This is a genomic window from Streptomyces sp. NPDC058371, assembly GCF_042723265.1.
In the GTDB taxonomy this organism is placed as follows: Bacteria; Actinomycetota; Actinomycetes; order Streptomycetales; family Streptomycetaceae; genus Streptomyces.
Window position 1 is genome coordinate 52787 of record NZ_JBHXJC010000016.1, and the last position, 25297, is coordinate 78083.

20 protein-coding genes and 1 tRNA gene are annotated in these 25297 nt (G+C 71.4%); 6 read left to right on the forward strand and 15 right to left on the reverse strand.

Features of this window, described 5'->3' with window-relative positions:
- Window positions 1-149 precede the first annotated feature (149 nt).
- From pheA to ACFWM2_RS33795, 7 genes are all read right to left on the reverse strand, one after another.
- Window positions 150-1085 (reverse strand): prephenate dehydratase, encoded by a 936-nt coding sequence (gene pheA, locus ACFWM2_RS33765; protein ID WP_383287883.1) that lies wholly within the window; start codon window positions 1083-1085, stop codon window positions 150-152.
- A 186-nt stretch (window positions 1086-1271) separates the two neighbouring features.
- Window positions 1272-2738: an iron uptake transporter deferrochelatase/peroxidase subunit gene (gene efeB / locus ACFWM2_RS33770; protein ID WP_383287885.1), complete on the reverse strand. Its 1467-nt coding sequence runs from the start codon at window positions 2736-2738 to the stop codon at window positions 1272-1274.
- Between the two features lie 7 nt (window positions 2739-2745).
- Window positions 2746-4944, reverse strand: a complete 2199-nt coding sequence (locus ACFWM2_RS33775; protein WP_383288157.1) for a copper resistance CopC/CopD family protein — start codon at window positions 4942-4944, stop codon at window positions 2746-2748.
- A gap of 119 nt (window positions 4945-5063) precedes the next feature.
- Window positions 5064-5537: a copper chaperone PCu(A)C gene (locus ACFWM2_RS33780; RefSeq protein WP_383287887.1), complete on the reverse strand. Its 474-nt coding sequence runs from the start codon at window positions 5535-5537 to the stop codon at window positions 5064-5066.
- Window positions 5534-6184, reverse strand: coding sequence for an SCO family protein (locus ACFWM2_RS33785; RefSeq protein WP_383287889.1), 651 nt, complete (start codon window positions 6182-6184; stop codon window positions 5534-5536). Before ACFWM2_RS33785 ends, ACFWM2_RS33780 begins: the two co-directional genes overlap by 4 nt.
- A gap of 117 nt (window positions 6185-6301) precedes the next feature.
- Window positions 6302-7033 (reverse strand): YcnI family protein, encoded by a 732-nt coding sequence (locus tag ACFWM2_RS33790; protein ID WP_383287891.1) that lies wholly within the window; start codon window positions 7031-7033, stop codon window positions 6302-6304.
- Between the two features lie 230 nt (window positions 7034-7263).
- A complete protein-coding gene (locus tag ACFWM2_RS33795; protein ID WP_383287893.1) occupies window positions 7264-8133 on the reverse strand; it encodes a hypothetical protein in 870 nt (289 codons plus the stop codon).
- A 248-nt stretch (window positions 8134-8381) separates the two neighbouring features.
- Here ACFWM2_RS33795 and ACFWM2_RS33800 point away from each other — a divergent pair, with 248 nt between their 5' ends.
- Window positions 8382-8876 (forward strand): ATP-binding protein, encoded by a 495-nt coding sequence (locus ACFWM2_RS33800; RefSeq protein WP_383287895.1) that lies wholly within the window; start codon window positions 8382-8384, stop codon window positions 8874-8876.
- A 146-nt stretch (window positions 8877-9022) separates the two neighbouring features.
- Here the strand turns inward: ACFWM2_RS33800 and ACFWM2_RS33805 are convergent, their stop codons facing one another.
- The 4 genes from ACFWM2_RS33805 to ACFWM2_RS33820 all read right to left on the reverse strand — a co-directional run bounded on the left by ACFWM2_RS33805 (window position 9023) and on the right by ACFWM2_RS33820 (window position 15374).
- Window positions 9023-10447, reverse strand: coding sequence for an MFS transporter (locus ACFWM2_RS33805; protein WP_383287897.1), 1425 nt, complete (start codon window positions 10445-10447; stop codon window positions 9023-9025).
- A gap of 306 nt (window positions 10448-10753) precedes the next feature.
- A complete protein-coding gene (locus tag ACFWM2_RS33810) occupies window positions 10754-12157 on the reverse strand; it encodes a PLP-dependent aminotransferase family protein (RefSeq protein WP_383287899.1) in 1404 nt (467 codons plus the stop codon).
- Between the two features lie 103 nt (window positions 12158-12260).
- A complete protein-coding gene (locus tag ACFWM2_RS33815; RefSeq protein WP_383287901.1) occupies window positions 12261-13772 on the reverse strand; it encodes an aminopeptidase P family protein in 1512 nt (503 codons plus the stop codon).
- Window positions 13773-13862: 90 nt separating this feature from the next.
- Window positions 13863-15374, reverse strand: a complete 1512-nt coding sequence (locus ACFWM2_RS33820; protein WP_383287903.1) for a PP2C family protein-serine/threonine phosphatase — start codon at window positions 15372-15374, stop codon at window positions 13863-13865.
- 471 nt (window positions 15375-15845) lie between these two features.
- Between ACFWM2_RS33820 and ACFWM2_RS33825 the strand changes: the two genes are divergently transcribed.
- Together ACFWM2_RS33825 and ACFWM2_RS33830 are read left to right on the forward strand one after the other, a co-directional pair.
- Entirely contained in the window at window positions 15846-16511 is a 666-nt protein-coding gene (locus tag ACFWM2_RS33825; protein ID WP_383287905.1) for a bifunctional DNA primase/polymerase, read from the forward strand.
- A 54-nt stretch (window positions 16512-16565) separates the two neighbouring features.
- The gene (locus ACFWM2_RS33830; RefSeq protein WP_383287907.1) at window positions 16566-17147 is read left to right on the forward strand and encodes a hypothetical protein; all 582 of its coding nucleotides are present in this window, start codon (window positions 16566-16568) and stop codon (window positions 17145-17147) included.
- Window positions 17148-17379: 232 nt separating this feature from the next.
- Here ACFWM2_RS33830 and ACFWM2_RS33835 read toward each other — a convergent pair whose 3' ends face one another.
- From ACFWM2_RS33835 to ACFWM2_RS33845, 3 genes are all read right to left on the reverse strand, one after another.
- Complete coding sequence (locus tag ACFWM2_RS33835) at window positions 17380-18345, reverse strand: DUF5926 family protein (RefSeq protein ID WP_383287909.1); 966 nt, start codon at window positions 18343-18345, stop codon at window positions 17380-17382.
- Window positions 18346-18622: 277 nt separating this feature from the next.
- On the reverse strand, window positions 18623-19255 hold the full coding sequence (locus ACFWM2_RS33840) for an ATP-binding protein (RefSeq protein WP_383287911.1): 633 nt from the start codon (window positions 19253-19255) through the stop codon (window positions 18623-18625).
- 107 nt (window positions 19256-19362) lie between these two features.
- Window positions 19363-20172, reverse strand: coding sequence for a glycerophosphodiester phosphodiesterase (locus ACFWM2_RS33845; RefSeq protein WP_383287913.1), 810 nt, complete (start codon window positions 20170-20172; stop codon window positions 19363-19365).
- Window positions 20173-20429: 257 nt separating this feature from the next.
- On the opposite strand from ACFWM2_RS33845, the gene ACFWM2_RS33850 reads away from it, so the two are divergent.
- From ACFWM2_RS33850 to ACFWM2_RS33860, 3 genes are all read left to right on the forward strand, one after another.
- Entirely contained in the window at window positions 20430-21998 is a 1569-nt protein-coding gene (locus ACFWM2_RS33850) for a S1C family serine protease (protein ID WP_383287915.1), read from the forward strand.
- Window positions 21999-22178: 180 nt separating this feature from the next.
- Window positions 22179-22265 (forward strand) — tRNA-Ser (locus tag ACFWM2_RS33855).
- A 491-nt stretch (window positions 22266-22756) separates the two neighbouring features.
- Complete coding sequence (locus ACFWM2_RS33860) at window positions 22757-23353, forward strand: DUF6461 domain-containing protein (RefSeq protein WP_383287917.1); 597 nt, start codon at window positions 22757-22759, stop codon at window positions 23351-23353.
- Window positions 23354-24233: 880 nt separating this feature from the next.
- Here ACFWM2_RS33860 and ACFWM2_RS33865 read toward each other — a convergent pair.
- Window positions 24234-25103: a bifunctional DNA primase/polymerase gene (locus tag ACFWM2_RS33865; protein ID WP_383287919.1), complete on the reverse strand. Its 870-nt coding sequence runs from the start codon at window positions 25101-25103 to the stop codon at window positions 24234-24236.
- Window positions 25104-25297: the final 194 nt, after the last annotated feature.

Here is a 25297-nt window from a genome sequence, read left to right on the forward strand (position 1 = left end):
GCGCCCGAGCGCCCGCTGAGGCCCGGATCCGTGGCGCCGACCGCACGCGGAATCCTGGGTCGTTGTGGTGGCCGCGTTTGGCCGCGTTCGTCGGGCCGGTCGGGCGGTCGTGCCGGTCGGGCCGGTCGGGCTCGACCGCGGACGGGAGCCTAGAAACGGCCGTCCTGGCAGCGGGCCAGCCAGTCGGACGCCGCGGAGAACTCGCCGTCGGACGTGCCGGCCCGGGGCGGGCGTACGTCCTGGAGGTCGACTTCCGCGCGCGGGTACGAACCGAGGAAGCGCACCTGGGGGCAGACCCGCTTCAGCCCCATGAGCGCCTCGCCGACTCGGCGGTCCGAGATGTGGCCCTCGGCGTCGATGGCGAAGCAGTAGTTGCCGATGCCCTCACCGGTGGGCCGGGACTGGAGCAGCATCAGGTTGACGCCGCGCACCGCGAACTCCTGGAGCAGTTCCAGCAGGGCGCCGGGGTGGTCGTCGCCCTGCCAGATCACGACGGACGTCTTGTCCGCGCCCGTGGGCGCCGCGGGGCGGGCCGGCCTGCCCACCAGGACGAAGCGGGTCTGCGCGTTCTCCGCGTCGTGGATCCCCGTCTCCAGCGGCACCAGACCGTACGTGGCCGCCGCGAACTCGCCCGCGAAGGCGGCGTCGTACCGGCCCTCCTGGACGAGTCGCGCACCGTCCGCGTTCGAGGCCGCGGACTCCCAGAGCACGTCCTCAGCGAGGTTCGCCTTCATCCAGTTGCGCACCTGCGGCTGGGCGGCGGGGTGCGCGGTCACGGTCTTGATCTCCGACAGCTTCGTGCCCGGCCTGACCAGCAGCGCGAAGGTGATCGAGAGCAGTACCTCGCGGTAGATCATCAGCGGGGTGCCCGCGACCAGCTCGTCGAGGGTGGTGGTGATGCCGCCCTCCACCGAGTTCTCGATCGGGACGAACGCGGCCTCGGCCTCGCCGTTGCGGACGGCGTCGAGCGCGGCGGGCACCGACACCATCGGGACGAGCTCCCGCGTGGCAGCCTCCGGAAGCGTGCGCAGGGCGACTTCGGTGAAGGTGCCTTCGGGACCGAGATACGCGTAACTGGCTGGCATGACCTCACCCTAATGGGCCTTGCGCGACCCGGCTCCCACCGCCGGAAAGGGCCGCCCCAAAGGGGGATGCGTCCAGCTTCGGCAGGGCGTGGTGGTTCCGGGAGCGGGTGGGCGCGGTCCTACGGTCCGTCGGCGGGGCGGCCCGTTCCGGTCGCGTACCGCCGTCGGGCTCGGCCCGGGGCGGGCCTACCCCTCCAGCAGCCGCTGCCCCACGTACTCACCCTCCGCCGCCCCGCCGGGCACGGCGAACAGGCCGCTCGACTCGTGCCGGATGAACGACGACAGCGCATCGCCCCGGTCGAGCTTGCGCTGGACGGGGACGAAGCCGCGCAGCGGGTCGGCCTGCCAGCAGACGAAGAGCAGGCCGGCGTCGGGCGCCCCGTCCGCGGCGAAGCCGTCGTGGAAGGAGAACGGCCGGCGCAGCATCGCCGCGCCCCCGTTCTGGTCGGGTCGGGTGATCCGGGCGTGCGCGTTGATGGGGACGACCAGCTTGCCGTCGGGGCCGGTCCGGTCCAGGTTCATCGCGGTCGTCTCCGTGCCGCCGGTCAGCGGCGCCCCGTTCGACTTCCGGCGCCCGATGACGTCCTCCTGGTCCTTGGCCGGGAGCTTCTCCCAGTCGTCGAGGAGCATGCGGATACGGCGTACGACGGCGTACGAGCCGTTGGCCATCCAGGGCGGGTCGCCGGCGGCGGGCACGAAGATCCGCTGGTCGAAGTCGGGTTCGGCGGGCTTGGGATTACGGGTTCCGTCGATCTGGCCCATCAGATTGCGTGCTGTCAGGCCCTGCTGGGCGGTCGCACCGGGCGAGCGGTTGAAGCCGTTCATCTGCCAGCGCACGCGGGCCGCGCCGCCCGTGTCCTTCTGGATGGCCCGCAGGGCGTGGAAGGCGACCAGCGCGTCGTCGGCGCCGATCTGCACCCATAGATCGCCGTTGCTGCGCTGCTTGTCGAGCTGGTCGGAGGAGAAGTCGGGCAGCGGGTCCAGAGCGACCGGGCGATGTTTCTCCAGGCCTGTACGTGCGAAGAAGCTGTGGCCGAAGCCGAAGGTGACCGTGAGGGACGAGGGGCCGGCGTCGCGGGCGACGTCCGTGTCGTCGTGCGCGGCCGCCTCGCCCGCCATCAGGCGCTGCGCTGTCGCCGACCAGCGGCGCAGCAGTGCGGCGGCCTCCTTGCGGCCCGCACCCGCGGTCAGGTCGAAGGCGACGAGGTGGCCGCGCGCCTGGAGGGCGTTGGTGATGCCCGGCTGATGTTTCCCGTGAAACATCACGGCGTGCGCGCCGAGTGAGCTCAGCGGGGTGGCCTTCTCGCTCGCAGGCGCCGCCGCGTATCCGGCGGCGCCGCCTGCCGCGCCCAGGGCGAGACCGGTGGCACCGGCGGTACCGAGCAGCCGCCGCCGCGAGAAGGCCCCATGGGGAGGGGTGTTTTCGGAAGCGGCCTTCCCGGGGGTGCCCTTTCCGGGGGTGCCCTGCGCGGAAGAGGTCCCCTCGGTGGAGGCGCCGGCAGGCAGGGCCTTCCCGCCGCGGGCGTCCCCGGAGGTGGCCTCCCCGGGTGTGCCGTTTCCGGAAATGGCCTCCCCGGGTGTGCCGTTTTCCGAAGTGGCCCTCCCGGGGGAGGCGTTTTCGGAAGTGGCCTCCGGAGTGGACTGGTCAGCCATGGTGAGGTCAGCCGATCTTCGCGTTCTTGTTCACGGTCGCTTGGTCGATGTCGGAGGTCCGCACGGTCACCGAGATCTTCCAGTCGCCCGCCATGGGGATCTGCACACCGGTCGCCGTCCAGTGTCCGGTGGCGATGCGGTCGGGGACCACCGGCAGCGGGCCGATGTCCTTCGCTTCGAGGTCGAAGGCGACCTTCACCTCGGGCACGTCGAACGCCTTGCCGTTCGGCCGGTCCACAAAGACGTGCATGTCGTTGCCGCCGACGCGCGCCGGGTCGAGGGTCAGCCGCACGGTGCCCCGGCCGTCCTGGCCACCGGTGTTGAACGGGATCGTCAAGGACAGCGGACCGGACCGCTGCGAGGCGGACGCGGTGGCCGCCTGCGCCTCCTCCGCCGTACGACCGGGTTCGGTGGACGTCAGCACGGTGGTGACCGCGAGCAGGACGACGGCGATGCCCGCCTCGGCGAGCACCGAGCGGCGCAGCCCCGAGCGGAGCGGGTCGGCGTCCCGGATGCGCTTCTCGCGCGCGGTGGCCACGGCGGCCCGCTGCCGGGCCAGTTGGGTCGCGCGCCGGGTGTCTCCGGAAGCGGCCTCCCCTGAACCCGACGCCTGCGCAGCGGCGGCGGAGGCGGGCACGGTGGCGTGCTGCTTCTCCGCCGCGCGCTGCTCCACCACGGTGGCCGCGGTGGTCTCCGCGCTCGGCAGCTCCGACAGCTGTGCGGTCCAGCGCCGGGAGATCCACGCGATGCCGACGAGGACCGCGACCAGGCCGACCTTGACGAGGAGCAGTTGGCCGTACGAGGTGTCGGTGAGTGCGGACCAGGAGCCGACCTGGCGCCACGACTGGTAGAGCCCGGTCGCGGCCAGGGTGACGACACTGACGAACGCGACGCGCGAGAAGCGGCGGACGGATGCCGTGTCGATCTGCTGGTCGGCGGGGGCCCGGTACAGCGCCACGAGCAGTGCGGAGAGGCCGCCCAGCCAGGTGGCGACGGCCAGCAGGTGCAGGACGTCGACGGGCATCGCGATCCCCGGCTGGATTCCGGTCGAGGCGTGCTCGGACATCGCCCAGGACGCGGCCAGGCCCGCCGCGACGACGGTGCCGCCGATCGCCAGCCCGAAGGTGAGGTCCTTCTTCGCGGCGGCGAGATCGTCCGCCGGACCGGCCGCCGGATCGTCGGCAGACTCGTCGTCGCCCGGGCCGGTGTCCTGCGCGGTGTCCCGCGGACCGCTCTGTTCGCCGTCCTGCGTGGGGTCTTGTTCGGTCGTGACGGACCCGTCGGACCCGTCGGACCCGTCGGACCCGTCGGACCCGTCGGAGCCGTCGGAGCCGTCGGAGCCGACGGTGGAGTCGGAGCCGACGGTGGAGTCGGTCCCGGCCGTTTCGTCCGCGTTCCCGGACCTGTCCGACGCCCTGACGGAGCCGTCACCCGTTTCGACGGCCTCGTCGGCCCCGTCGCGCACATACGCCCCGAACAACACCGCGATGAACAGCGCGCCCGCCGCGAGGAGCAGCAGCCGGGAGACGAGCGCCGCGCCCGTCTTGGTCTGCAGCACCTGGCCGAGCAGGCTCAGGTCGAAGACGTCGGCGACCTTTCCGGAGCCGGTGTACGAGCCGCGCAGAAGCAGCAGCAGAAGCGTGGCGGCGGTGAGCGCGAGCCACCCGGAGACCACGAGCCGCTGCAGTGGACGTACCCCCGCACCCCGCTGCCAGCAGGCCAGTACGAAGGCCGCGCCGCCGATCATGAGGATGAAGCCCGCGTACGAGACGTAGCGTCCGAAGCCGTAGAGCCCGCCCACGACTCCGCCGCCGGCCGTCTGGTCGGACAGGGCGACGGAGGTCTGCGAGGGCGCGCCGATGGAGAAGGTGAAGGCGCCCGAGACGGGGTGGCTGTCCGCCGACACGACCTGGTACGTGACGGTGAACGTGCCGTCGGGCAGGCCCGCGTGCAGCTTCACGCCGTAGGTGGTGCCGCCCAGGTCGGACGCCTTGCCGGTGTCGACCCGCTTGCCCTTGGGGTCGAGGACGCGCACCGAGCTGTCGGACATGGCGACGTTCTCGGAGAAGGTGAGCGAGACCTGTGTGGGCGCCTTGTCGACCACCGCTCCCTGCTGGGGGTCGCTGCCGGTCAGCGCGGCGTGCGCGGAGACCGGCGCGGCCCCGGCCATGAGCGCGCCGACGACGGCGACGAACAGCAACAGCAGTGTCCGTACCCGGAGAGCCGCGCGGTGAGCGGTGCGCGGAGTGCCGCGGCGAGCCCCGCGTCGACCGGCTCGGTGACCGGCTCGGGGAGCGATGGCCTGCGTCAAGGTTGATCCCTCCCTCAGTGCCCGGTCTTGGGGTTGTACGTCGCGGACTTCACCGGCATGGAGACGCGCACCGTGCCGGACTTGGCGAAGTGCAGCTCCACGGACACCTTCTCGCCCTGCTCGGGCTTGCGGGTCAGCTTTTCGAACATGACGTGGTTGGCGCCGCTGGCGAAGTCGAGCGTGCCGTGCGCGGGTACGGCGAAGGACTTCTCCTCCTCCATCGCACCGCCCCGGGTGGAGTGCAGCGTGACGTCACCCGCGAGGTCACTGGTGACCGAGGTCAGGGTGTCGGCACCGCCGGAGTTGGTGACGGTGAAGAAGCCGGCTGCCATCTCGGCCATGGCCGGGGCGGGCATATAGGCGTCGGTGACCTTCAGATCGGGCTTGGCGGAGGTGGCCGTGGAGGCCGCCGAACCGCCCGAGTTCCCGCAGCCGGCCAGTGCCAGCGCAGCGGCTATGACCACCGCGGATCCCGCGAACCGCCTCACGGGTTCTCCCCCTTGATGAGCTTGGGGAGATCCTTGATGTAGTCGTCCACGGTGGCGTCCTCGCCGTACAGCACATAGCCGCCGTCGGTCTTCGGGGAGAACGCGATGACCTGGGTCCCGTGCACGGAGACGACCTTGCCGTTCTTGTCCTTCTTCGACGGCTCGATGGAGATGCCGAGGGTGCGGGCGCCGGCCTGGATCGTGGAGAAGTCGCCGGTCAGACCGACGACGTCGGGGTCGATCCCCTTGAGCCACTCGCCGAGTGCGGCGGGGGTGTCCCGGTCCGGGTCGGTGGTGACGAACACGATGCGGAGCTTGTCCTGCTCTGCCTTGGGCAGCTGCTTCTTGGCGACGGCGAGGTTGTTCATCGTCAGCGGGCAGACGTCGGGGCAGTGGGTGTAGCCGAAGTAGATCAGCGTCGGTCGGCCCTTGGTCTCCGCGCGGAGGTCGTACTTCTTGCCGTGGGTGTCCGTGAGCACCAGGTCCGGCTTCTCGAACGGCTGGTCGAGGACGGTGGCGGCCTGTTGCGAGCCGGACTCGGCGGAGACCTCGGCGACCGGCTTGTTGCCGTCGTCACTGCCGCAGGCGGAGAGGGTCAGAGCGGCGGCGGCGAACAGGGCGGCCACCGCATACGTCTTCTTGCGCATAGAAAAATGTCCCAGATGTGAGAGCTCCGGTGCGCACCGGGGGTCGTCCGGGCCGTACCCGGTCCGGTACGGCGACGTCGTACGACCGCCCGGTGCGCACCGACAGGCGGGTGGGCCTCAGGCGTTCGTACGCCGACGACCGGCCAGAACGCCGTACGCCACGCCCGCCGCGCCGACGACGATGCCGACGATGGCCAGCACGCGCGCGGTGGAGTCACTGCTGTCGGAGGATGCGCTTGCCTCGGTGTCCTTGGCGGCGGACGCGGAGTCGGCGGAGGCGTCCTCGGCGGTGGAGCCGTGGTGGCCGTCCTCGGAGGCGGTGGACAGCGTGAGCGCGGGCGCCGGGTTCTCGGGCTCCTCCTCGCCCTCCTTCTGGGGCTCGATCCAGCGCACGACCTCCTTGTTGTCGTACGTCTGGATCGCCTTGAAGACGAGCTGGTCGGCGTCCTCGGGGAGCTGGCCGACGGAGAGCGGGAACTTCTGGAAGAAGCCGGGCTCGACGCCCTTGCCGGTGGCCGTCCAGGTGACCTTGGTGACGGCCTCGTCGATCTTCTCGCCGTGCATCTCGAGCGGCTTGGCCAGCTTCGACTTGGTGACCTTCACGGTCCAGCCGTCCAGGGGCTGGGGCATCACCGAGGCGAGCGGGTGCTCGGCCGGGAAGTTCACCTCGAGCTTGGTGGTCGAGGCGTCGTCACGCTCGTTCGGGACCTTGAAGTCGATCGTCGCGTAACCGCCCTTGGCGGCCTCGCCCTCCGGCTGCACGCTGACGTGCGCGAAGGCGGGGGCGGACAGGACGACGACGGCCGAGGCGGCGAGGACGCCGGAGGCGGCGATACGGGAAGCCTTCATTACAGAGACACTCCACTGTGAGCGATGGTCCGGTGAGGAAGAGGGGCGCGCAGGTGCGCAGAGGTGCCCCTCAGGGAGCGCGCCCGAAAAGGCGGGCACGCGCGCGTGCCGCACGACGGCATCCCTCCGGGCGGAGTGCTCCACCACGTCGAGGGGTTCTCCGAAGGGAGTGCTCCCGCGAGGGAGGGTTCTCCGACGGAATGCCCCCGCGAGGGGCGTGATGCGTCGAGTCAGGCAGCGAGGACGAGCGCGGCGGCCGACGGCGGGCCGCGCCTGATCACCGAGTGCTGGAGTGCGGTGGTACGGGGTCGGAGCGGCCCCGGCAGCGCGGTGCGGGGCACGCGCGGTGCCGTACCGGGCGTGCCCGGAAGTCCCGCCCGCAGGGCGCGCACCAGAGCGAGGGCCGCGCGCAGGGACCGCACGAGCGCCGTCTCCGCGACGCCCTGGGCGGAGAGCCGCATGAGGCGCAGGACCGCCATGTCCCCGCGGCGCAGCACCCATCCGGCGGCGACGGCCGCGAGGACGTGGCCGAGCAGCATGGGCAGCGACGGCAGCACGGACATCGAGGATCCCGCGGTCGCCATGGCGTCCGCGGAGTGGTGCATGGCCTGCTGCGCGGTCCCGGTCCCGGTCGTGCCCGTGCTGAGCCGGGCGTCGGTGAGGAGCCGCTGGGCCTGCGTCGGGCTGATCGCCGCCGCCCCGGCACCGCACACCAGCCGCGCCGCCCGCTCGACGAGTGAGGCGTCCGACGTGGACGACGCCATGGACGAGGTCATGGACGTGGGCATCGATGTGCCGCCCGACGCCGGCATCGTCGACATGCCCTGCTGCCCGAGTCCGAAGAGCGTGTGCAGCACGGTCTGGCCGACCGCGAGGACCGCGGCGATGCCCGGCAGCGAGCGCTCCCGCCCGGCCAACGGGGCGGCCACGGCGAACACCGCGAGGAATCCGGTGCCCATGGACCACAGCGGGACCCTGGCGCAGGAAGCGATCCCATGACCTGCCGCGGCCAGCACGACACAGACCGCGGCGAACACCGCGGCCCGCAGAACCCGGAGATCGCATCCGGAGCGCGCCGAACGCTGGTGGGGGGCAGTCATGGCGGGCTCATCATCGCACTGGCCTTACTCGGCCCATACGGCAGGTCCGCAAGATGGCCTAGAGCCTGAAAGATGCCGTTTCGGGCGGAGTCGCCGGTGCATATGCCGATTTCCGGTGTCCCCACATACACCGATCTGGGCGCCCGCGCATCCGCCGTTCGAGCGGCGGCACGGGGTGCGGGCGATTGCACACCGGTCCTGGCGGCAATACGTAACGGTATGTCGAGCCGCGGCCGGGAGGCTGGAGCATGAGCATCTGGTGGTCACTCCATTTGCGGCGCGAAGCTGCGAGCGTCCCGCTCGCCCGGCGCCTGCTGCTCGGCACGATGGAGACGGCGGGTGTCGATCCGGATGTCTCGTACGACCTCTCCCTCGCCCTCAGCGAGGCCTGTGCCAACGCCGTCGAACACGGGGGGAACGCCGCGTCCAACGGCCCCTCCGAGGCGTACCGCGTCACCGCCTACCTCGACGGCGAGACGTGCCGCATCGAGGTGGCCGACTCCGGGCCCGGTTTCCCGTCCGGTCTCCGCCAAGAGCTCGACCCCGCCCCGGCGGGAAGGTGCTCCCACCGGCCTCCGGCCCGCACCGTCCACAGCGAAGCCGAGAACGGCCGCGGGCTGTGCCTGATCCACGAACTCGCCGACCACGTCCACATCGGCAACAAGCCGGGCCGGGGCGGGGCGGTCGTGAGCTTCGACAAGATCCTCAAGTGGCGCGAGGACACGCCTCTGGTGACGGCGTGAGCACACGCCGGCGGGACGGCATTGGCGCGTGCCGGCGGGACTTCCATGGCCGGGGCCGGAGTCCCCGCGGCAGCGCGGGTGGCTCCTCGCAGCCGCCCTTTTCGCCGACTCCCTAGTTGCGCGGCCACCCGCCGGCCGGGTCCGTACTACGCGGCTATCGCCGACCGGGCCCGCGCCCCGGTGGAGGGAGCGCTCGCCGGTATAGGCGACTGCTCGGCGGCCCGGCGGGTCTCCGCCCACCTTGCTGCCGGGCCCATCCCGAGCGAGGCGGCCAGCATCACGCCGCCCAGCAGCAGCCATCCCGGGGTTCCCCACCCGACGAGCAGGGCCGTGAGGACCAGGGGGCCGAGAGTGCGGGCCACCGTGACACCGGTGCCGAAGAAGCCCTGGTACTCGCCCGTGCGGTCGGCCGGGGCGAGGCCGAAGGCCAGCTGCCAGGAACCGGCGGACTGCTGCATCTCGGCGGCGACTTGAAGGATCGCGCCCACCACCAGAATCCCGGCCGCGAGCCAGGGCGCGGTCCCGGCGGAGAGGGCGAACACCGCGCACGACGCCAGCATCACGAACCCGGAGCGACGTATCGCCCGCGTGGCGGACGAGAGACCTGTGACGCCGCGGGCCATCCGCACCTGGAAGACCATCACCGCGCCCGTGTTGAGTACGAACAGCGCGGAGACCAGCCAGGCGGGCGCGTCGGTCCGCTCGGTGATCCACAGCGGGATGCCGAGGCTGAGCAGCGGCATCCGCAGCAGCAGGACCGTGTTCAGAAGCGTGACGAGCGCGTACGGGCGGTCGCGCAGGACACCGAGTCCGCGATCGCGGTTCACCGCGACGGGCGGCACGGAAGGAAGCCGCAACAGGACCGCCGCGCAGAACAGGAAGCTCACCGCGTCCAGCGCGAAGACCCCGAGATACGCGGCCCGCGTCCCCGCGTGCAGCGCGAGCCCGCCGAGGCCGGCACCCACCGCCAGGCCGGCGTTGAGCGTCGACTGGAGGTGCGCGAGCAGTCCCGTCCGCTCCCCGGCCGGTATCAGCCCGGCCAGCAGCGCCTGCCGGGCCGCCGCGAGTCCCGACTGCGCGGACGCGTACGCGCAGGCCGCGAGCAGGAAGGGGACGAAGCCGCGTACGACCAGGAAGGACGCGACCGCCATCGCGGTCGCCAGCGCGAGCAGCACCGCGGTGCCCCGCGGTCCGCGCCGGTCGGCGAGCCGGCCCAGCGGAACGCCCACCAGCGAGCCGATCGCCCACGCGACGGTCAGTCCCAGTCCCACCCGGGCGGGAGCCAGGCCGACCACATGTGTGAAGTACAGCGCCGAGGTGACGTAATAGGCGCCGTCGCCGACGGAGTTGCTGAGCTGGGCGAGCGCCAGCACCCGCTGCGGACCCGCGGGCGGCACGAGCCGACTCGCCTTGGCGGTGCTGCCGCCGCTCCCGGGTCCGCCGACGAGGCCACCGGCGGGCTCCTTCGCGCGGCCACCGGCGGTCTTCGCGAGACCGGGAGCGGTGGCGTCCGTGAGGCCGCGAGCGGTGTCGTTCGCCCGGTGTGTGGAGCGTGCGGCGCGTTTCGTCATGTCTTCGACGCTACGGGCCAGGTGGGTCGCTCAACAGGCCCAATTCTCACGCCTTTTCATGACCCAATTCACGCCCACCCATGACATCCGTCATGCCGCACCCGGCCTGTGCCCGGCCGGCGTCCGGTCCGCGCCCGGCTCGCAGCCGCCCCGTCTCCGGCCCGCACCCGACCCGTGCCCGACGGGTGCCGATCCCGTCCCAGGCCGGCACCCGACCTCGTCCCAGGCCGGCGCCCGCACCCGACCCCGCCCCGCATCACGTCGGCATCGGCACCCGCCCCGCCGGCCCCACGCGCCCCGACCCCCTCAACGAACCCGCCCCGGCCGGCCCGCCCGCACGACCTCCCCCAACACCCCTCCCAGCACCTCCAACGCCTCGGGATACACCCGCTCCCGAGGCGTCCCGTACCCGACGACCAGCCCCTGCGGCCGGCCCTCGGCCGCCTCGTGCCAGTGGTCGCCGAGGTGCCCGACCGCGAGCCCCTCCCGCTCGGCCAGTGCCAGCACCTCGGCCTCGTCCGGCACCTCCACCAACGCATGCAGTCCCGCCGCGATCCCGCGCACGCTCCAACGCGCCCCCAGCCGGTCGAGAAGCTGGTCCCTGCGTCGCCGGTACCGCAGCCGGGAGGCGCGCACATGCCGGTCGTACGCATGGCTGGTGATCATCTCGGCGAGTGCCAACTGACCGATGGACTCGGTGTGATGGTCGCTGTGCAGCTTGACGTCGGCCACCGCGTCGACCAGGTCTGGGGGCAGCACCATCCAGCCGAGCCGCAGCGCGGGGCCGAGGGTCTTGGAGGCCGTGCCCAGGTAGGCGACATGGCCCGGCGCCATCCCCTGGAGCGCGCCGACGGGCTGCCGGTCGTAACGGAACTCCCCGTCGTAGTCGTCCTCGACGATCAGCCCGCCACGCGCGCGTGCCCAGTCGGTGAGCGCCCGCCGCCGCTCGGGATGCAGGGTCACGCCGGTCGGGTACTGGTGGGCCGGCGTGACGACCACCGCGTCCTCGTCGGTCAACTGCCCCGCACAGGCGCCGCGTTCGTCGACGGCCAGCGGCACCACCTGCCCGCCGCCCCGCCGCACCACGTCCCGGTGGAACGGCAGCCCGGGATCTTCCATCGCGACCACTCCGCCGTCCAGCACCCGCGAGAGGAGCGCGAGTCCCTGCACGTACCCGGAAGTGATCACGATCCGTTCGGGCGGCGCGGTCACGCCGCGGGCCCGCCCCAGGTATCCGGAGAGGGCCGTCCGCAGTTCGATGCGGCCGCGCGGATCCCCGTAGTCGTAGGCCAGGGAGGGGGCCGTCGCGATCGCGCGCCGCAGCGCCCGCAGCCAGGCCGCCGCCGGGAACGTACCGACGTCCGGGCTGCCTGGACGCAGGTCGAAACGGGGTGCACGCGCGCGTGGAGCCCTCACAGCGGCCGTCACACCGTCCGTCGGCAGCGCGGCCACCTCGGTGCCCGACCCCTGCCGCGCCCTCAAGTACCCCTCGGCGACGAGCTGGTCGTACGCCGCCTTCGCCGTCCCCCGGGATATGCCCAGCTCGGTGGCGAGCCGCCGGGTCGCGGGCAGGCGTGTGCCCGGTATGAGGCGTCCGTCGCGCACGGCGTCCCGCAGCGCCCGTTCGAGCCCCGCCCTGCGTCCGTTCGCCGCGTCCGGCTCCAGATGCAGATGCAGATCCACACCGACGCCGGACCAGAAGTCCTCCACGAAAGCCGCCCCCTAAAAACGCCTGGTCATCACTGGACACTGGACAAACGAATGGCCGGGTACCCCACCGGTACCCGGCCGTCCGTGTCGTACTGCCTCGTCATCAGCCGTTGACGGGCGCTTTCCAGCCCTTCAGGGACGCCATCCAGGCCTCGACCTCGTCGGAGCGGCGCGGCAGCCCCGCCGACAGGTTCCGGTTGCCGTCCTCGGTGACCAGGATGTCGTCCTCGATGCGGACACCGATGCCGCGGTACTCCTCGGGGACGGTCAGGTCGTCCGCCTGGAAGTACAGGCCCGGCTCGACGGTCAGGCACATGCCCGGCTCCAGCGTGGCGTCGACGTACGTCTCGGTGCGCGCGGCCGCGCAGTCGTGGACGTCCATGCCGAGCATGTGACCCGTGCCGTGCAGCGTCCAGCGGCGCTGGAGGCCCAGCTCCAGGACGCGCTCCACGGGCCCCTCGACCAGACCCCACTCGACGAGCTTCTCGGTCAGCACGCGCTGCGCGGCGTCGTGGAAGTCGCGGTACTTGGCGCCCGGCTGCACGGCGGCGATACCGGCCTCCTGGGCCTCGTACACGGCGTCGTAGATCTTCTTCTGGATCTCCGTGTACGTGCCGTTGACCGGCAGCGTGCGCGTGACGTCCGCGGTGTAGAGCGTGTGCGTCTCGACGCCCGCGTCCAGCAGGAGCAGGTCGCCGGAGCGGACCGGGCCGTCATTGCGCACCCAGTGCAGCGTGCACGCGTGCGGGCCGGCGGCGCAGATCGAGCCGTAGCCGATGTCGTTGCCCTCGACCCGGGCGCGCAGGAAGAACGTGCCCTCGATGTAGCGCTCGCTGGTCGCCTCGGCCTTGTCCAGGACCTTCACGACGTCCTCGAAACCGCGCACGGTCGAGTCGACGGCCTTCTGCAGCTCGCCGGCCTCGAACTCGTCCTTGACCAGCCGCGCCTCCGACAGGAAGACCCGCAGCTCCTCGTCGCGCTCGGCGGTCACCTTGTCGGTGAGTGCCGCCTCGATGCCGGCGTCGTGGCCGCGGACGACCCGGACCGGGCCGGTGGCCTCGCGCAGCGATTCGGCGAGCTCGCGCACGTCCGAGGCCGGGATGCCGTACAGCTGCTCGGCCTCGGCCAGCGAGTGACGGCGGCCGACCCACAGCTCGCCCTGCCCGGACAGCCAGAACTCGCCGTTCTCGCGGTCGGAGCGCGGCAGCAGGTAGATCGTCGCCTGGTGGCCGCCGCTCCGGGCCGGCTCCAGGATCAGGACGCCGTCCTCGGTCAGGTTGCCGGTGAGGTACGCGTACTCGACCGAGGCGCGGAAGGCGTACTCCGTGTCGTTCGAGCGGGTCTTCAGGTTGCCCGCGGGGATCACCAGGCGCTCGCCCGGGAAGCGTGCGGACAGCGCGGCACGGCGGGCGGCGGTGTACTCGGCCTGGGCGATCGGCTCCAGACCGCGCAGCTCGGTGTCCGCCCAGCCGGACTTCATGTTCTCGGCGAGCTCGTCGGACACGCCGGGGTACAGGCCGTTCTTGCGCTGCTTGATCGGCTCTTCCTCACCCGCTTCGTCAGCGGCTTCGTCGAGCACGGCTTCCGGGGTCTCCGGGGTGAGCGCCTCCGACACGGTCTGCCTCCTAGTTACGACTCTGGACCACCCCCCATCGTACGGTCGTACGGAAGGGGGCCCAGGGCCGTAGGACCTGTTACCGCGCGCTCACTCGAACCGCGCCGCCAGCAGGACGACGTCCTCGTCGCTGTCCGCCTCGTCGAGGCCGTCGGGCAGCACACTCCGCAGGACGTGGTCGGCGACCGCGTCCGGATCGGTGCGCAGCGCCCGCGGCACACCCGCGGCGGCCGCGTGCAGCCGGGCGAAGGCACGGTCCATGGGATCGCCGGTGCGATGCAGCAGACCGTCGGTGTACAGAAGCACCGTCTCGCCCGGCTCGGCGCACAGCTCGACGCTCGGCGCCTCCCAGCAGGCGAGCATCCCCAGGGGAGCTGACAGGGAGGTCTCGACGAACTCGGTGCGCCGCTCGCCGATCACCAGGGGCGGGCTGTGTCCGGCCCCGGCGAGGGTGATCTTGCGCAGCGCCGGCTCGCAGTACGCGAAGAGGGCGGTGGCGGACCGGGCGGGCTCGGTGAGCCGCAGCAGCAGTTCGAGGTCCGACAGCACGGCTACGGGGTCCTCGCCCTCCATCACGGCGTACGCCCGCAGGGACGCTCTGAGACGGCCCATCGCGGCGACCGCGCTGGGCCCGGAGCCGGTGACCGATCCGACGGCGAGTCCGAGGGCGGCGTCGGGCAGCGGCAGCGCGTCGTACCAGTCGCCGCCGCCACGCGGACCGGTGCGGTGCCGGACGGCGAGCTGGACTCCGGAGACCCGGGGCAGCCGCGGGGGAAGCAGCTCCTCGGAGATTGTCGTCATGCACGCACGCGTGCGCTCCAGTTCCGTCAACCGCGCCAGGTGCTCGGCCGCGTAACGGGCGTACAGCCCGATGAGGTGGCGCTGGCGCTCGACCGGTTCGGCGGGCTCGTCGTAGAGCCATACGGCGGCACCCAGCCGGCCCGCGTCGTCGGTGGACAGGGGGACCGCGTAGCTCGCGGCGTAGCCGAGCCGGGCGGCCACCTCGCGGTGGCGGGGATCGAGCCCGTCCTCGGAGAACAGATCGGGCTGGGCGATCTCGCCCTCGCCGCCCGGCAGTCCGTCCAGGATCTTCCCGTACGACATGGAGCTGCGCGGGACGGTCTCGATGTGCCCCAGATCGGCGCGGGCCAGGCCCAGGCCGATGGTGGTGTCCGGGCCGAGTCCGTCGTGCGGCTCCAGGACGACGAGGCCGCGCCGGGCGCCCACGAGGGCGGCGCCGGCGCGCAGCAGTTCCTGGAGGGCGTCGGGCAGGGACGCGGTGCGCACGAGACGCTCGGTGAGTTCGTGCAGGGTCGTGAGGTCGGAGACCCAGCCCGCGAGACGATCTTGGAGAATGGCTCCGGCGCCGGTGGAAGGCGTGGCCGGTGGGGTACCCGTGGCGGCAGGCGTCGGCGCGACAGTGTGTGCGGGCGCGGGAACCGTGGAATCGATTCCGGCCACTTTCGGGAGGTGAGGGGCGTTCATGGTGTCCGGCTTTCCGACCGGTGCGTATTGCTCAATAGCATCGCAAACCCCCATGTCATTCTGCGCCGCTAGCAGTGTCTCCACATGTACACGCACTCGTGAGGGGATGTCCAGCATTGTCCTGCTGGGATTCCTGGTGTCCATGAGACACTTGCGGAAAAGCAAAGTTGGCTTAAAACTGCCTCGGGTAACGGGTTATTGAGGTCGACTGGCCTAGTTCGACGGAGCGTCACAGCGGTCGTGATGGGTACGTACTCGGTGAAGGCCAGGGGCGGTTGAGATCCGCCCGGAACCTGGCAGCGGACCCGGGCGTCTTAACCATCGACGACCGTGCCCCATCCTCCCGTGGCGGAGGCGGCGAGTAGTACTCGGGACAGCAAACGCCAGGCGCCGCCACCCCACGCCATGCCCCTGCTTCTGATAGACGCAGTATGGACGCGGACGCAGCCAGCTCTCGGCCCATAGGGGTTCCCCTTGCCTCGTGCAGGGGTGTGATGCGCCAGCAGGTACGCACAGTGAAGAGATCGACACATGGTGTGATGTGATCCACAGTGTTGCCAGGCGTGCAACGGAAAGGAACGAGCGCTCATGCGCGAGATCCTCGGAAGGCGACGCAGGCTCCTGTCCAGGCGAAACAGCAGGAGCCCTGAGATGCTCAGCGCGGCCCTGACCTTCGCGACCGAATGGCAGTGGCCCGTACTCCCGGGTGTGGCACCGGATCCGCGAGGGCGGGCCGGCTGCGCATGCCCCGATCCGGAGTGCACGGTGCCAGGTGCCCACCCCTTCGACCCCGGCCTCCTCGCGGCCTCCACCGACGAGCGCATGGTGCGCTGGTGGTGGACCAACCGGCCGTCGGCACCGATCGTGCTGGCCACCGGAGGCACGGCTCCCTGCGCGGTGAGCCTGCCGGCTCTCGCCGCCGCCCGCGCCCTCGACGCCCTCGACCACATGGGGATGCGTCTCGGCCCGGTCGTCGCCTCCCCCGCGCGGTGGGCGATCCTCGTCGCGCCGTACTCCCTGGAGCAGCTCGGCGAGCTGCTGTACGCCAAGGACTACGTCCCCGGCTCCCTCCGCTTCCACGGCGAAGGCGGCTACATCGCGCTGCCGCCGTCCGAGACCGGCCAGGGCCGGGTCCGCTGGGAGCGGGCTCCCCTGCCCGGTTCGGCCGTGCCCTGGGTGCCGGATGTGGAGGCCGTCGTGGACGCGGTGGTCGAAGCGCTCACTCGTACGGGTGTGAGCGCGCCCGAGTTGTAGGGGTGTCGGGCGCGCGGTGAACCGGGCGCCCGCCCCGCTCGTTATCTTCCCCTCATGAACCTTCGCCTGCTCGCACTCGCGGGCGTAGCGGCGGTCACGGTGGCCCTTCCGCTGGCCGTGGCATCCGCAGGGCCCGTCGGCGACGGCGGTCCTGCGGTCGTACGTGCATCCGAACACGACGACCGGCACGACGAACTCGGCGGCGGGCACGGCAACGAGCACCGGGACGGGCGCGACGACGGCAAGGGGACGGTCCCCGAACCCGGGCGCTCGCCCCTGCTGCTCGGCCTCGGACTCGCCACCGCCGCCCGCTGCGGGCCCGAACTCTCCTCCCCCGACGGGATCGAGGCGCAGACGTGTGTGCTGACCCAGGGGGAGGACACCTGGGCGCGCACCTACTACCGCAACGCGACGGGCGACGAGCTGAGTTCCGCGCTGAGTCTCATGGAGCCCGATGGCCGCACCGTGCAGATGTACTGCGCGGTGGGCGCCGGGGACGAGCCGGGGATGTGCGAGACGCCGCGGCGGCGCACGGCGGGCGAGGTGGCGGCGTACACGGCGGTCGCGGAGTTCGCGGAGGGTGCCGGGCGCGGACCGCTTCTGCTGCGGTCGGGCAGCAACTCTCGCCGCTCGTAGGCGCGTTGGCGCCGAGGGCCCGGGTTGCGCACATGAAAAGACCCGGTTGCTGGCGACGGGGGATGCACCAGCAACCGGGCTAATGGAACGGTAACAAGAGATCGGCTATTCGCAAATTCGATCTCGGCTATTCGGACACGGATTTGCCTGTCACAACTGGGAGTTGTGACAGGAGTCACCCGATTCGCCGGACCTCGACCAGCTGACCGGTCGGTCAGTCCGGACCTGTGTGTCAGCTGAGCGTGACCTGTCGGTTGGTGAGACCGCCACGCGCGCGTCGCTCGTCCGCGCTGAGCGGGGTGTCCGCCGCGAGGGCCGCCGTGAGGCGCTCGGCGAACTCGGCCGCCGGCTTCTCGATGTCGTCGGCCGTGACGCCGGTCGGCAGGTCCCAGACCGGCACCGTCAGGCCGTGTGCCCGGAAGGAACCGACCAGCCGCGTGCCCTCGCCGAGGCTGGAGCGGCCTGCCGCGTGCAGCCGCGCGAGGGCGTCCAGAAGTTGCTCCTCGGGGTACGGCATGACCCAGCGCAGGTGGTTCTTGTCCGGGGTCTCGCACCAGTAGGCCGCGTCGACGCCGGCGAGCTTGACCGTCGGAATGGCGGCCGCGTTGGCCCGCTCCAGGGACGCGGTCACTTCCGGTGTCGCGTTCTCCGCGTCGGGAACCCAGAATTCGAAGCCCGCGTGCACAACTGGCTCGAACGCGCCTTGGGGGTCGAGCAGATCCTGCAGCCGCGGACCGTCGGCGGGGGCGCGGCGGCCCTCGACCGGGGTGCCGGGCTCTGCCGTGAGCGCGCGCTGAAGGGTGTCGGCGAGGTCGCGGCTGATGTCGCCGGACGCCGTGTCGTTCTGCAGGCCGAGGAGGACCGAGCCGTCGTCGCGGCGCAGCGCGGGCCACGCCATCGGCAGCACGGTGGCGAGCGTCACCGAGGGGACGCCCTCGGGGAGGCTCTGCTTGAGCTTCAGCTCGACGGTCGCCGCGGGCACCAGCTCGCGCAGGGCGATCCAGTCGCCCTCGCCCGGCAGGCTCTCGAACGGCCGCTGCACCAGCTCGGTCACCGCGTGGGCGGCCGCTCGGCCGTGACAGGCCTTGTAGCGCCGGCCGCTGCCGCAGGGGCAGGGCTCACGAGCGCCGACGACCGGGATCTCCCCGTCTTTCAGCTGAGGCTGGTTGGCCTTCGTCTGGGAACGCTTCTTGGCCATCGTGGGTGTCTCCCGGTTACGGCTCGTCCTGTACGGGCGCGAGCCTAGCCGTTAGTACGAGGGCCGACGGGACCCTGTGGACAACGCACCGGCGTCGTCCCGTTGGTCCCGCGGGCGGTGCTCGCGTCCGGGGTCGCCCGCGGGCGGTGCTCGCTGCGGAGCGGGCCGGGTCGCGGCGGGCTGTTCCGAGCGGGCCGTATCGGGTGGCCCGGTGTGCGGCGGGCCGGTCCGAGCGGGCCGTATCGGGTCCCGTTCGAACGGGTCTCGGTCGGTGGGCTCAGTCCACGTCCTCGAAGGCGTCCACGAAGTCCAGCTCGGGTATCGCGGTGGACACGGCCGGGGACGCGACGCGCGTAGCGAAATCGTCACGGCGGTGCGCGGTCCCGACGTCGTCCTGGACGACGACCCACACCGTGACCTCACCGCGGGTGTCGTCCCGGACACCCCAGTCCTTGGCGAGTGCCGTGATGATGTTCAGCCCGCGGCCACCGCGCGCGGTGACCGAAGGCGTGGCCGGAACCGGGCGGGTCGGACCACCGCCGTCCGTCACCTCGACCGTGAGACGGCCCGCCGTGTCGACGCGCCATGCGGCGCGCACGTCGCCGTCGCCGGCCAGGGCGTCGCCGAGTGGCCTGCCGTGCCGACAGGCGTTGCTCAATAGTTCGGAAAGGATCAGTACGGCGTCGTCGATGACCGCTTCCGCCACGCCACCGGTACGCAGCTGGTCCCGCATCCGGTGTCTCGCTGCCCCCACGCCCGCAGGGCCATGGGGTACGGCCATGCTCGACGACGCGGGCACCTCCTGTGCCACCACCAACGCCACCCCCGAGACCTCCTTTGCCCCACGCCACGGTGTGAATGCCCCTTTGGACTGGACCGGAAACCGGCCAACCCACGTCCTCTGACGCACTCGTAACGATCGAATACGGACCGAACGCGCCGGTGCACTCCCTGTAGTCGCGTGGCCGGTTTTCGGCAGGTTTTCGGTGGCTGGAATGAGGGGTGATCTCGGTCCGGTCAGCGGCCCAACTGGTGCAGTACCGCGCGCGGTCGGTTGGTGATGATGGCGTCGACGCCCAGGTCAACGCAGAGATCGACGTCCTCGGGCTCGTTCACGGTCCACACGTGCACCTGGTGGCCGGTCCGCTTGAGGCGCTCGATGTACCCGGGGTGACCGCGCACGATCCGCATCGAAGGGCCTGCGATCCGGACACCGGCGGGAAGCCTCCCGTCGCGCAACCGGGGTGAGACGAACTGCAGCAGATAGACCGTCGGCAAAGTCGGGCACGCGGCGCGGACGCGGTGCAGCGAGCGCGCCGAGAAACTCATGACGCGTACGGGCGACTCGGCGGCCGTTTCCGGGGCGTCCAGTCCGAAGCGCTTCAGCAGGAGCAGCAGCCGCTCCTCGACCTGGCCCGCCCAGCGGGTGGGGTGCTTGGTCTCGATGGCCAGTTCCACGCGGCGGCCGGCGTCGGCGACGAGTTCGAGCAGCCGCTCCAGGGTGAGTACGGAGGTGTCCTCCGGGTCGCCGGGGCCGTGCTCCCAGTCGGGGGCCTCGTCGCGGCCCTTCCAGGAGCCGAAGTCGAGGGCGGCGAGGTCGGCGAGCTCCAGCGCGGAGACCGCGCCACGGCCGTTGGAGGTGCGGTTGACGCGGCGGTCGTGGACGCAGACGAGATGGCCGTCCGCGGTCAGCCGTACGTCGCACTCAAGGGCGTCGGCGCCGTCCTCGATGGCCTTCCGGTACGCGGCCAGGGTGTGCTCGGGAGCCTCTTCCGAGGCGCCGCGGTGGGCAACGACTTGGATCGGATGCTGTCGTGCGAGGGTCACCGCGTCATGGTGCCACCGTCGCGGGGTACGCGTGGAGGCGAAGACGTCAGGAATGCGTCCGTTTCGCCAGAAAGGTCCGATATAAAGGATGGCCTCGGACCCACAGCGACCGCTTATGGTGCTCTGACGGCCGGTGGGAAAAGCTGACGGCATACAAAAGCACATGCACAGCTGAATCGCGCCGGCCCGTCCACAAGCGTGAGTGAGCGTGACCGAGTGCGACCGAGAACAACAGCCGTGGATCGAGGAGAAGAGCTGTGAGCACCGAGAACGAGGGCACCGCGGTACCCCCGGCCCCGTCCGCGCCTCCCGTGCCGGTGGACACTCCCGTTGCTTCCGCGAGGAACACCGCGCCCGAGGGTGGCGCGCCGACGACTCCGATCCCGGCGGTGCCCCAGGGCGCGCCCGGCGCGTCGGAGCACGACCTGGTGTCCGCACCCCATGGCACGCCGTACGCGGCCGCCGGCGCCGCACCCGGAACAGGTGCCCCCGGACAGGGGCAGGGCTTTGGTGAGCACGGGCACGGCGCTCCGGGACAGGGCCAGGGACAGGGCTTCGGTGAGCACGCGCAGGGTGCGCCCGGCTCGTCGTCCGTTCCCGAGGGCGGCTGGCCGCCGCCTCCGCCCGCCGTCCCGTCGTACGCGGACGGCGGTGGTTCGGGGTCCGGTTGGGGCTCCTCCTACGAGCAGCCCGCGCCGAAGCCGAAGTCCGGCCGCGGTGGTCTGGTCGCCTCGATCCTCGTCGCCGCGCTGGTCGCGGGGGGCGTCGGCGGCGGTATCGGCTACTCGCTGGCCAAGGACAACGACAACTCCACGGGCTCCACGACGGTGTCCGCCTCCGAGAGCGGCGGCGACCTCAAGCGCGACGCGGGCACGGTCGCGGGCGTGGCCGCCAAGGCCCTGCCGAGCACGGTCACCATCGAGGCCGAGAGCAGCAGCGGCGAGGGCGGCACCGGCACGGGCTTCGTGTTCGACAAGCAGGGTCACATCCTCACCAACAACCACGTCGTGGCGGACGCGGTCGACGGCGGCAAGCTCACCGCGACCTTCGCCAGCGGCAAGAAGTACAACGCCGAAGTGGTCGGCCACGCACAGGGTTACGACGTCGCCGTCATCAAGCTCAAGAACGCGCCCTCGGACCTGCAGCCCCTGGCGCTCGGCAACTCCGACAAGGTGGCCGTCGGCGACTCGACCATCGCGATCGGCGCGCCCTTCGGCCTGTCCAACACCGTGACCACGGGCATCATCAGCGCCAAGAACCGCCCGGTGGCCTCCAGCGACGGCAGCGCCAGCAGCAAGGCCTCGTACATGAGTGCCCTGCAGACCGACGCGTCGATCAACCCGGGCAACTCCGGTGGCCCTCTCCTGGATGCCGGCGGCGCGGTCATCGGCATCAACTCGGCGATTCAGTCGAGCGGCGGCGGTCTGGGCGGCACCAGCCAGTCCGGTTCGATCGGTCTGGGCTTCGCGATCCCGGTCAACCAGGCGAAGTACGTTGCCCAGCAGCTGATCAAGACCGGCAAGCCGGTGTACGCGAAGATCGGCGCCTCGGTCTCCCTGGAGGAAGGCACCGGCGGCGCGAAGATCACCGAGCAGGGGGCGAACAACGCCGCTGCGGTGGAGTCCGGCGGCCCGGCGGCCAAGGCCGGCCTCAAGCCCGGTGACGTCATCACCAAGCTCGACGACATGGTGATCGACAGCGGCCCGACCCTCATCGGCGAGATCTGGACCCACAAGCCCGGTGACACCGTCAAGCTCACGTACACCCGCGGCGGCAAGACCCACACGGCCGACCTGACCCTGGGCGAACGCGAGGGCGACAGCTGAGCCGACGCCGCGTGCCGGGGGCTCACCTGAGGCAGGTGACGCCGCGCCCCGGGGCCTGCCTGAGGCGGCCGACGGTGTGACCCGTGGGCTTGCCTGAGTCGGGGGTCTGGGTGAGCCGCGGACGCGCCGCTCGACCGGTTAGTCTTGTCCCCGCGCGGCCGACGATCGTGGGCCGCGCGGGGTGGGTTGCCCGAGCGGCCTAAGGGAACGGTCTTGAAAACCGTCGTGGCAGCGATGTCACCGTGGGTTCAAATCCCACACCCACCGCGCAGGTCAAAGGTGTTGCAGGTCAGAAGGGGTGCCACTCTCCGGAGGGGCACCCTTTCTGTGTGCGGCCTGTCTCACGCTGATCCGGCGGTATCCCACTCCTGACTCGCGCGTGACCACGTTGGGTTGGGCAGGCCATGGGGCTCTGCTTTGCCGGTGGCCATAGGCCCGACGGTGGCCGCCCCCGCGTACATCATGTGGTCTGGAAGGCGGGGCCAAGGCAGGCGGCGGGGCCAAGGCAGGCACGAGGACGACGTGAGGCCGGCGGTCCCGGCGGAGGTGCCTCCGCTTCCGCCTCCGCCACCGCCGTTGGTTCCGTAGCTCAGCTGTGGAAGTGGTTGCGCTTGATCACTGCTTTGCGGATGTGGACCCTGGTCCCGCTCTTGGAGCCGCTCGCGCTGCTCGATGCATGGGCTTGTCAGTTCGCCTGGCTAGGGTGATCACTTCGGTGGCACGGATGGGGGAACCGCCTGTGCCTGTGAGGGGGCGTCATGGGTGGCGGCATTCAGTGGCTTGCAGATCAGGACGACTGGCGGCACGGCGTGGTGTTCGCGCGCGGCATCGCGCCGGAGGAACTGGGGCTGCTGATGGGGGGCGTGCCGGGATCTGTCGTGTCACCGATCACGGACACAGAGGCATGGCACATGGTCCAGGACCTGGCGACGGATGACGATGACATCGTGCGGGTCGGTGCGTGCGGCGGTTGGTCATTCGCCGTTGAGTACGGTTTGGGCGACGGGAGTCGCAGGCTGGCCGAGATCTCCGGAAACGGTACGGAGGCGATCCATCTGGATCCTGCCCCGGACCATCCGCCGGCGACGTTCGCATACGCGAGGGACGGGGAGATCGTCTGTGGTTTCGGAATCGGCGAAGAAGTCTGGCGATGGGGGACCCAGCCGAACCTGTTGCTGCCGGAGCTGATCGCGGCTGATGTGTTGTATCCGGACGGCGAGTACGCACGATCGGAAGACGAACCCTATCCAGACCGGGACCGCCACACATTGGCGCTCATAGAGGCGCGATTCGGTCTCTCCCTTCCTCGCGACGAAGTGGAGCAACAGCGTCTACCGGCCTTCATCATCGGTTGAATGACAGCCTCTGATCGAGGCTCAGCCATCGAGCACATCTCGACGGCATGCGCTCTGCCTGCCCTGCCGCAGGACAGTCGAGCAGCGATCCGGCCAGGGATCTGAGCAGAGTCCGTGCGAGACCTCTGCTGGCATGGTCGGATACGGGATCTCCTACTGGCTTCGTGCTTTCGCCGCGGACCCGGCAGACCCGACGGACCCGACGGACCCGACGGACCCGGCGCCGTGGCACCGAGGCGCTCGCCGACGGCGGTGACACGGTCGGTGCTTTGTCCGGGCAGGGGGAGGAGACTGGAGGCGGGTCTCTCAGGGGCTTCGGATCCAGGGAAGGACCCGGTGGAGGTTGACCTCCCGGCCGGCCAGTGGGACGCCAACGCGTTGATCCTCTTGGTAGCCGGTAGCCGGTAGCCGGTAGCCGGTCGTGGGCGCCACTGGAAGGCGGGAGGCCTGGCGGAGCCGGTCGTTGTCACCGTGGTTCTGACCGCGCGCTGTTGGCCTTGCGCACTGCCCTCACGGGGTGTCGGCGGGACGTGATCAGACGTAACAGGTCTCTGTCCATTGCCCTCGGTCTTCGCGGGAGGAAGCCGAAAGCTCCTCTCCGGCGAGAGCGGGGTTCGTGGTGGCGGACAGGGAGCGGCACCGTCGGTTGTCGGCGGCCGAGGGCGCCGCGAGGCGCGGGGACATTGCCTCCCCCCAGCAAGTGTTCCCGCGCTTCATGTCCTCACGAGTTCCCGCTCTCTTCCCTCGTTCCCTCTCTTCCCTCGTTCCCTCTCCTCTGTGCGGGTCACTGCTCCTTGTGGGGCCCGCTTCGTGGGGCCCGCCGCCGCTCCCCTGCGCTGCCCACCGAGACCGTGCGGCGGGCAGCGCCATGAGCGGCGTTCTAAGGGCGGTGTGACATGCGGGCCGCCGAGGAGATCGTCGACCGGGCCTCGCGGTCGGTGAGTCCCGTGTGGAGCGCCGCTTCGACGAGGGCTTCGGTCAGGTCCGGGCCGATGCCGTTCTCGTAGGCGCGGCAAGCGGCCCAGAACAGGCGGGTGTTGCGCTGCCCCTCATGGGCGGTGAGGACGAACTGGACGAGTCCCTGGCCGTGTTGGCCGGTCTCGCGGTGAGTGGGCTGGTGGGTGCGTGGCGGGGGCGTGAGCAGGCGCAGCAGGGCGGGTGGGCAGGGCGCGGGAGCCAGGTGCGCGGTGCCCGGGGCCGTGCCGTACACGCCGTGTTCGGTACGTGAGCCGGGGCCGACGAGATAGCCGCCGGCGCCCCTGATGTCGATGCCGGGGGCGAGTCGGCCCGCCGAGTTGGGGACGACCGCGTCGGGCGGGCCGCTGAGCCAGAGATGACGGCCGCCGCTGGGGGTCAGTACGACCACGGTGTCCGGGATCGTGAAGAGGTGCCGCAGGGCCAGTTCGCGCAGGGCCGCCGAGGAGTCCGTACCGGATTTGGTGTCGAGGTCGATGCCGATGAGGTGGTGGGGATGCAGCCCGCAGGCGATGCCGTAGCCGCTGGCCCAGGGGGCGGCGGCGAACAGGGCGCGGATGCGTCGGGGGTCGGTCGAGGCGTCGTAGACCCCATGTCCGAAGCGGCCGCACTCGCCGTGGCAGGTGGGTGCCGTGAGGTCCGGATCGTCGCGGTGGGGGGAGCGGAGGGCCGGGAGCTTGGTGCGGGACAGCGGAATGACCGCCAGCCCGCGTTCGGCGGCGGACAGGGCGTGTGCCAGGGCCATGGTCGTGGCCTGCCGGTCGATGGTGGCCATGACTCCATGTTCGTACGAGTGTTCGAAAAAGGGAAGAGGCGCTGGGCGGGCACATGCGCGTGTCGGCCATCGCGGGGCGGGTTGGGCGAGATTGGCCGAGATTGCGGCGAAACGCTTCAGCGCCTGTCGCGCTTGGGGTGGAGGAGGGTGTACCCGTCCTGAACTGGGTGTTCATGCGCCTTCGCGGGCCTTAA

What these genes read in the sequence shown, in the direction of transcription:
- pheA (WP_383287883.1), bottom strand. Translation starts at nt 1,085, where the DNA reads ATGCCAGCCAGTTACGCGTATCTCGGTCCCGAAGGCACCTTCACCGAA.
- efeB (WP_383287885.1), bottom strand. Translation starts at nt 2,738, where the DNA reads ATGGCTGACCAGTCCACTCCGGAGGCCACTTCCGAAAACGCCTCCCCC.
- ACFWM2_RS33785 (WP_383287889.1), bottom strand. Translation starts at nt 6,184, where the DNA reads ATGCGCAAGAAGACGTATGCGGTGGCCGCCCTGTTCGCCGCCGCCGCT.
- ACFWM2_RS33790 (WP_383287891.1), bottom strand. Translation starts at nt 7,033, where the DNA reads ATGAAGGCTTCCCGTATCGCCGCCTCCGGCGTCCTCGCCGCCTCGGCC.
- ACFWM2_RS33795 (WP_383287893.1), bottom strand. Translation starts at nt 8,133, where the DNA reads ATGACTGCCCCCCACCAGCGTTCGGCGCGCTCCGGATGCGATCTCCGG.
- ACFWM2_RS33800 (WP_383287895.1), top strand. Translation starts at nt 8,382, where the DNA reads ATGAGCATCTGGTGGTCACTCCATTTGCGGCGCGAAGCTGCGAGCGTC.
- ACFWM2_RS33805 (WP_383287897.1), bottom strand. Translation starts at nt 10,447, where the DNA reads ATGACGAAACGCGCCGCACGCTCCACACACCGGGCGAACGACACCGCT.
- ACFWM2_RS33820 (WP_383287903.1), bottom strand. Translation starts at nt 15,374, where the DNA reads ATGCTGGACATCCCCTCACGAGTGCGTGTACATGTGGAGACACTGCTA.
- ACFWM2_RS33825 (WP_383287905.1), top strand. Translation starts at nt 15,846, where the DNA reads ATGCGCGAGATCCTCGGAAGGCGACGCAGGCTCCTGTCCAGGCGAAAC.
- ACFWM2_RS33830 (WP_383287907.1), top strand. Translation starts at nt 16,566, where the DNA reads ATGAACCTTCGCCTGCTCGCACTCGCGGGCGTAGCGGCGGTCACGGTG.
- ACFWM2_RS33835 (WP_383287909.1), bottom strand. Translation starts at nt 18,345, where the DNA reads ATGGCCAAGAAGCGTTCCCAGACGAAGGCCAACCAGCCTCAGCTGAAA.
- ACFWM2_RS33860 (WP_383287917.1), top strand. Translation starts at nt 22,757, where the DNA reads ATGGGTGGCGGCATTCAGTGGCTTGCAGATCAGGACGACTGGCGGCAC.
- ACFWM2_RS33865 (WP_383287919.1), bottom strand. Translation starts at nt 25,103, where the DNA reads ATGGCCACCATCGACCGGCAGGCCACGACCATGGCCCTGGCACACGCC.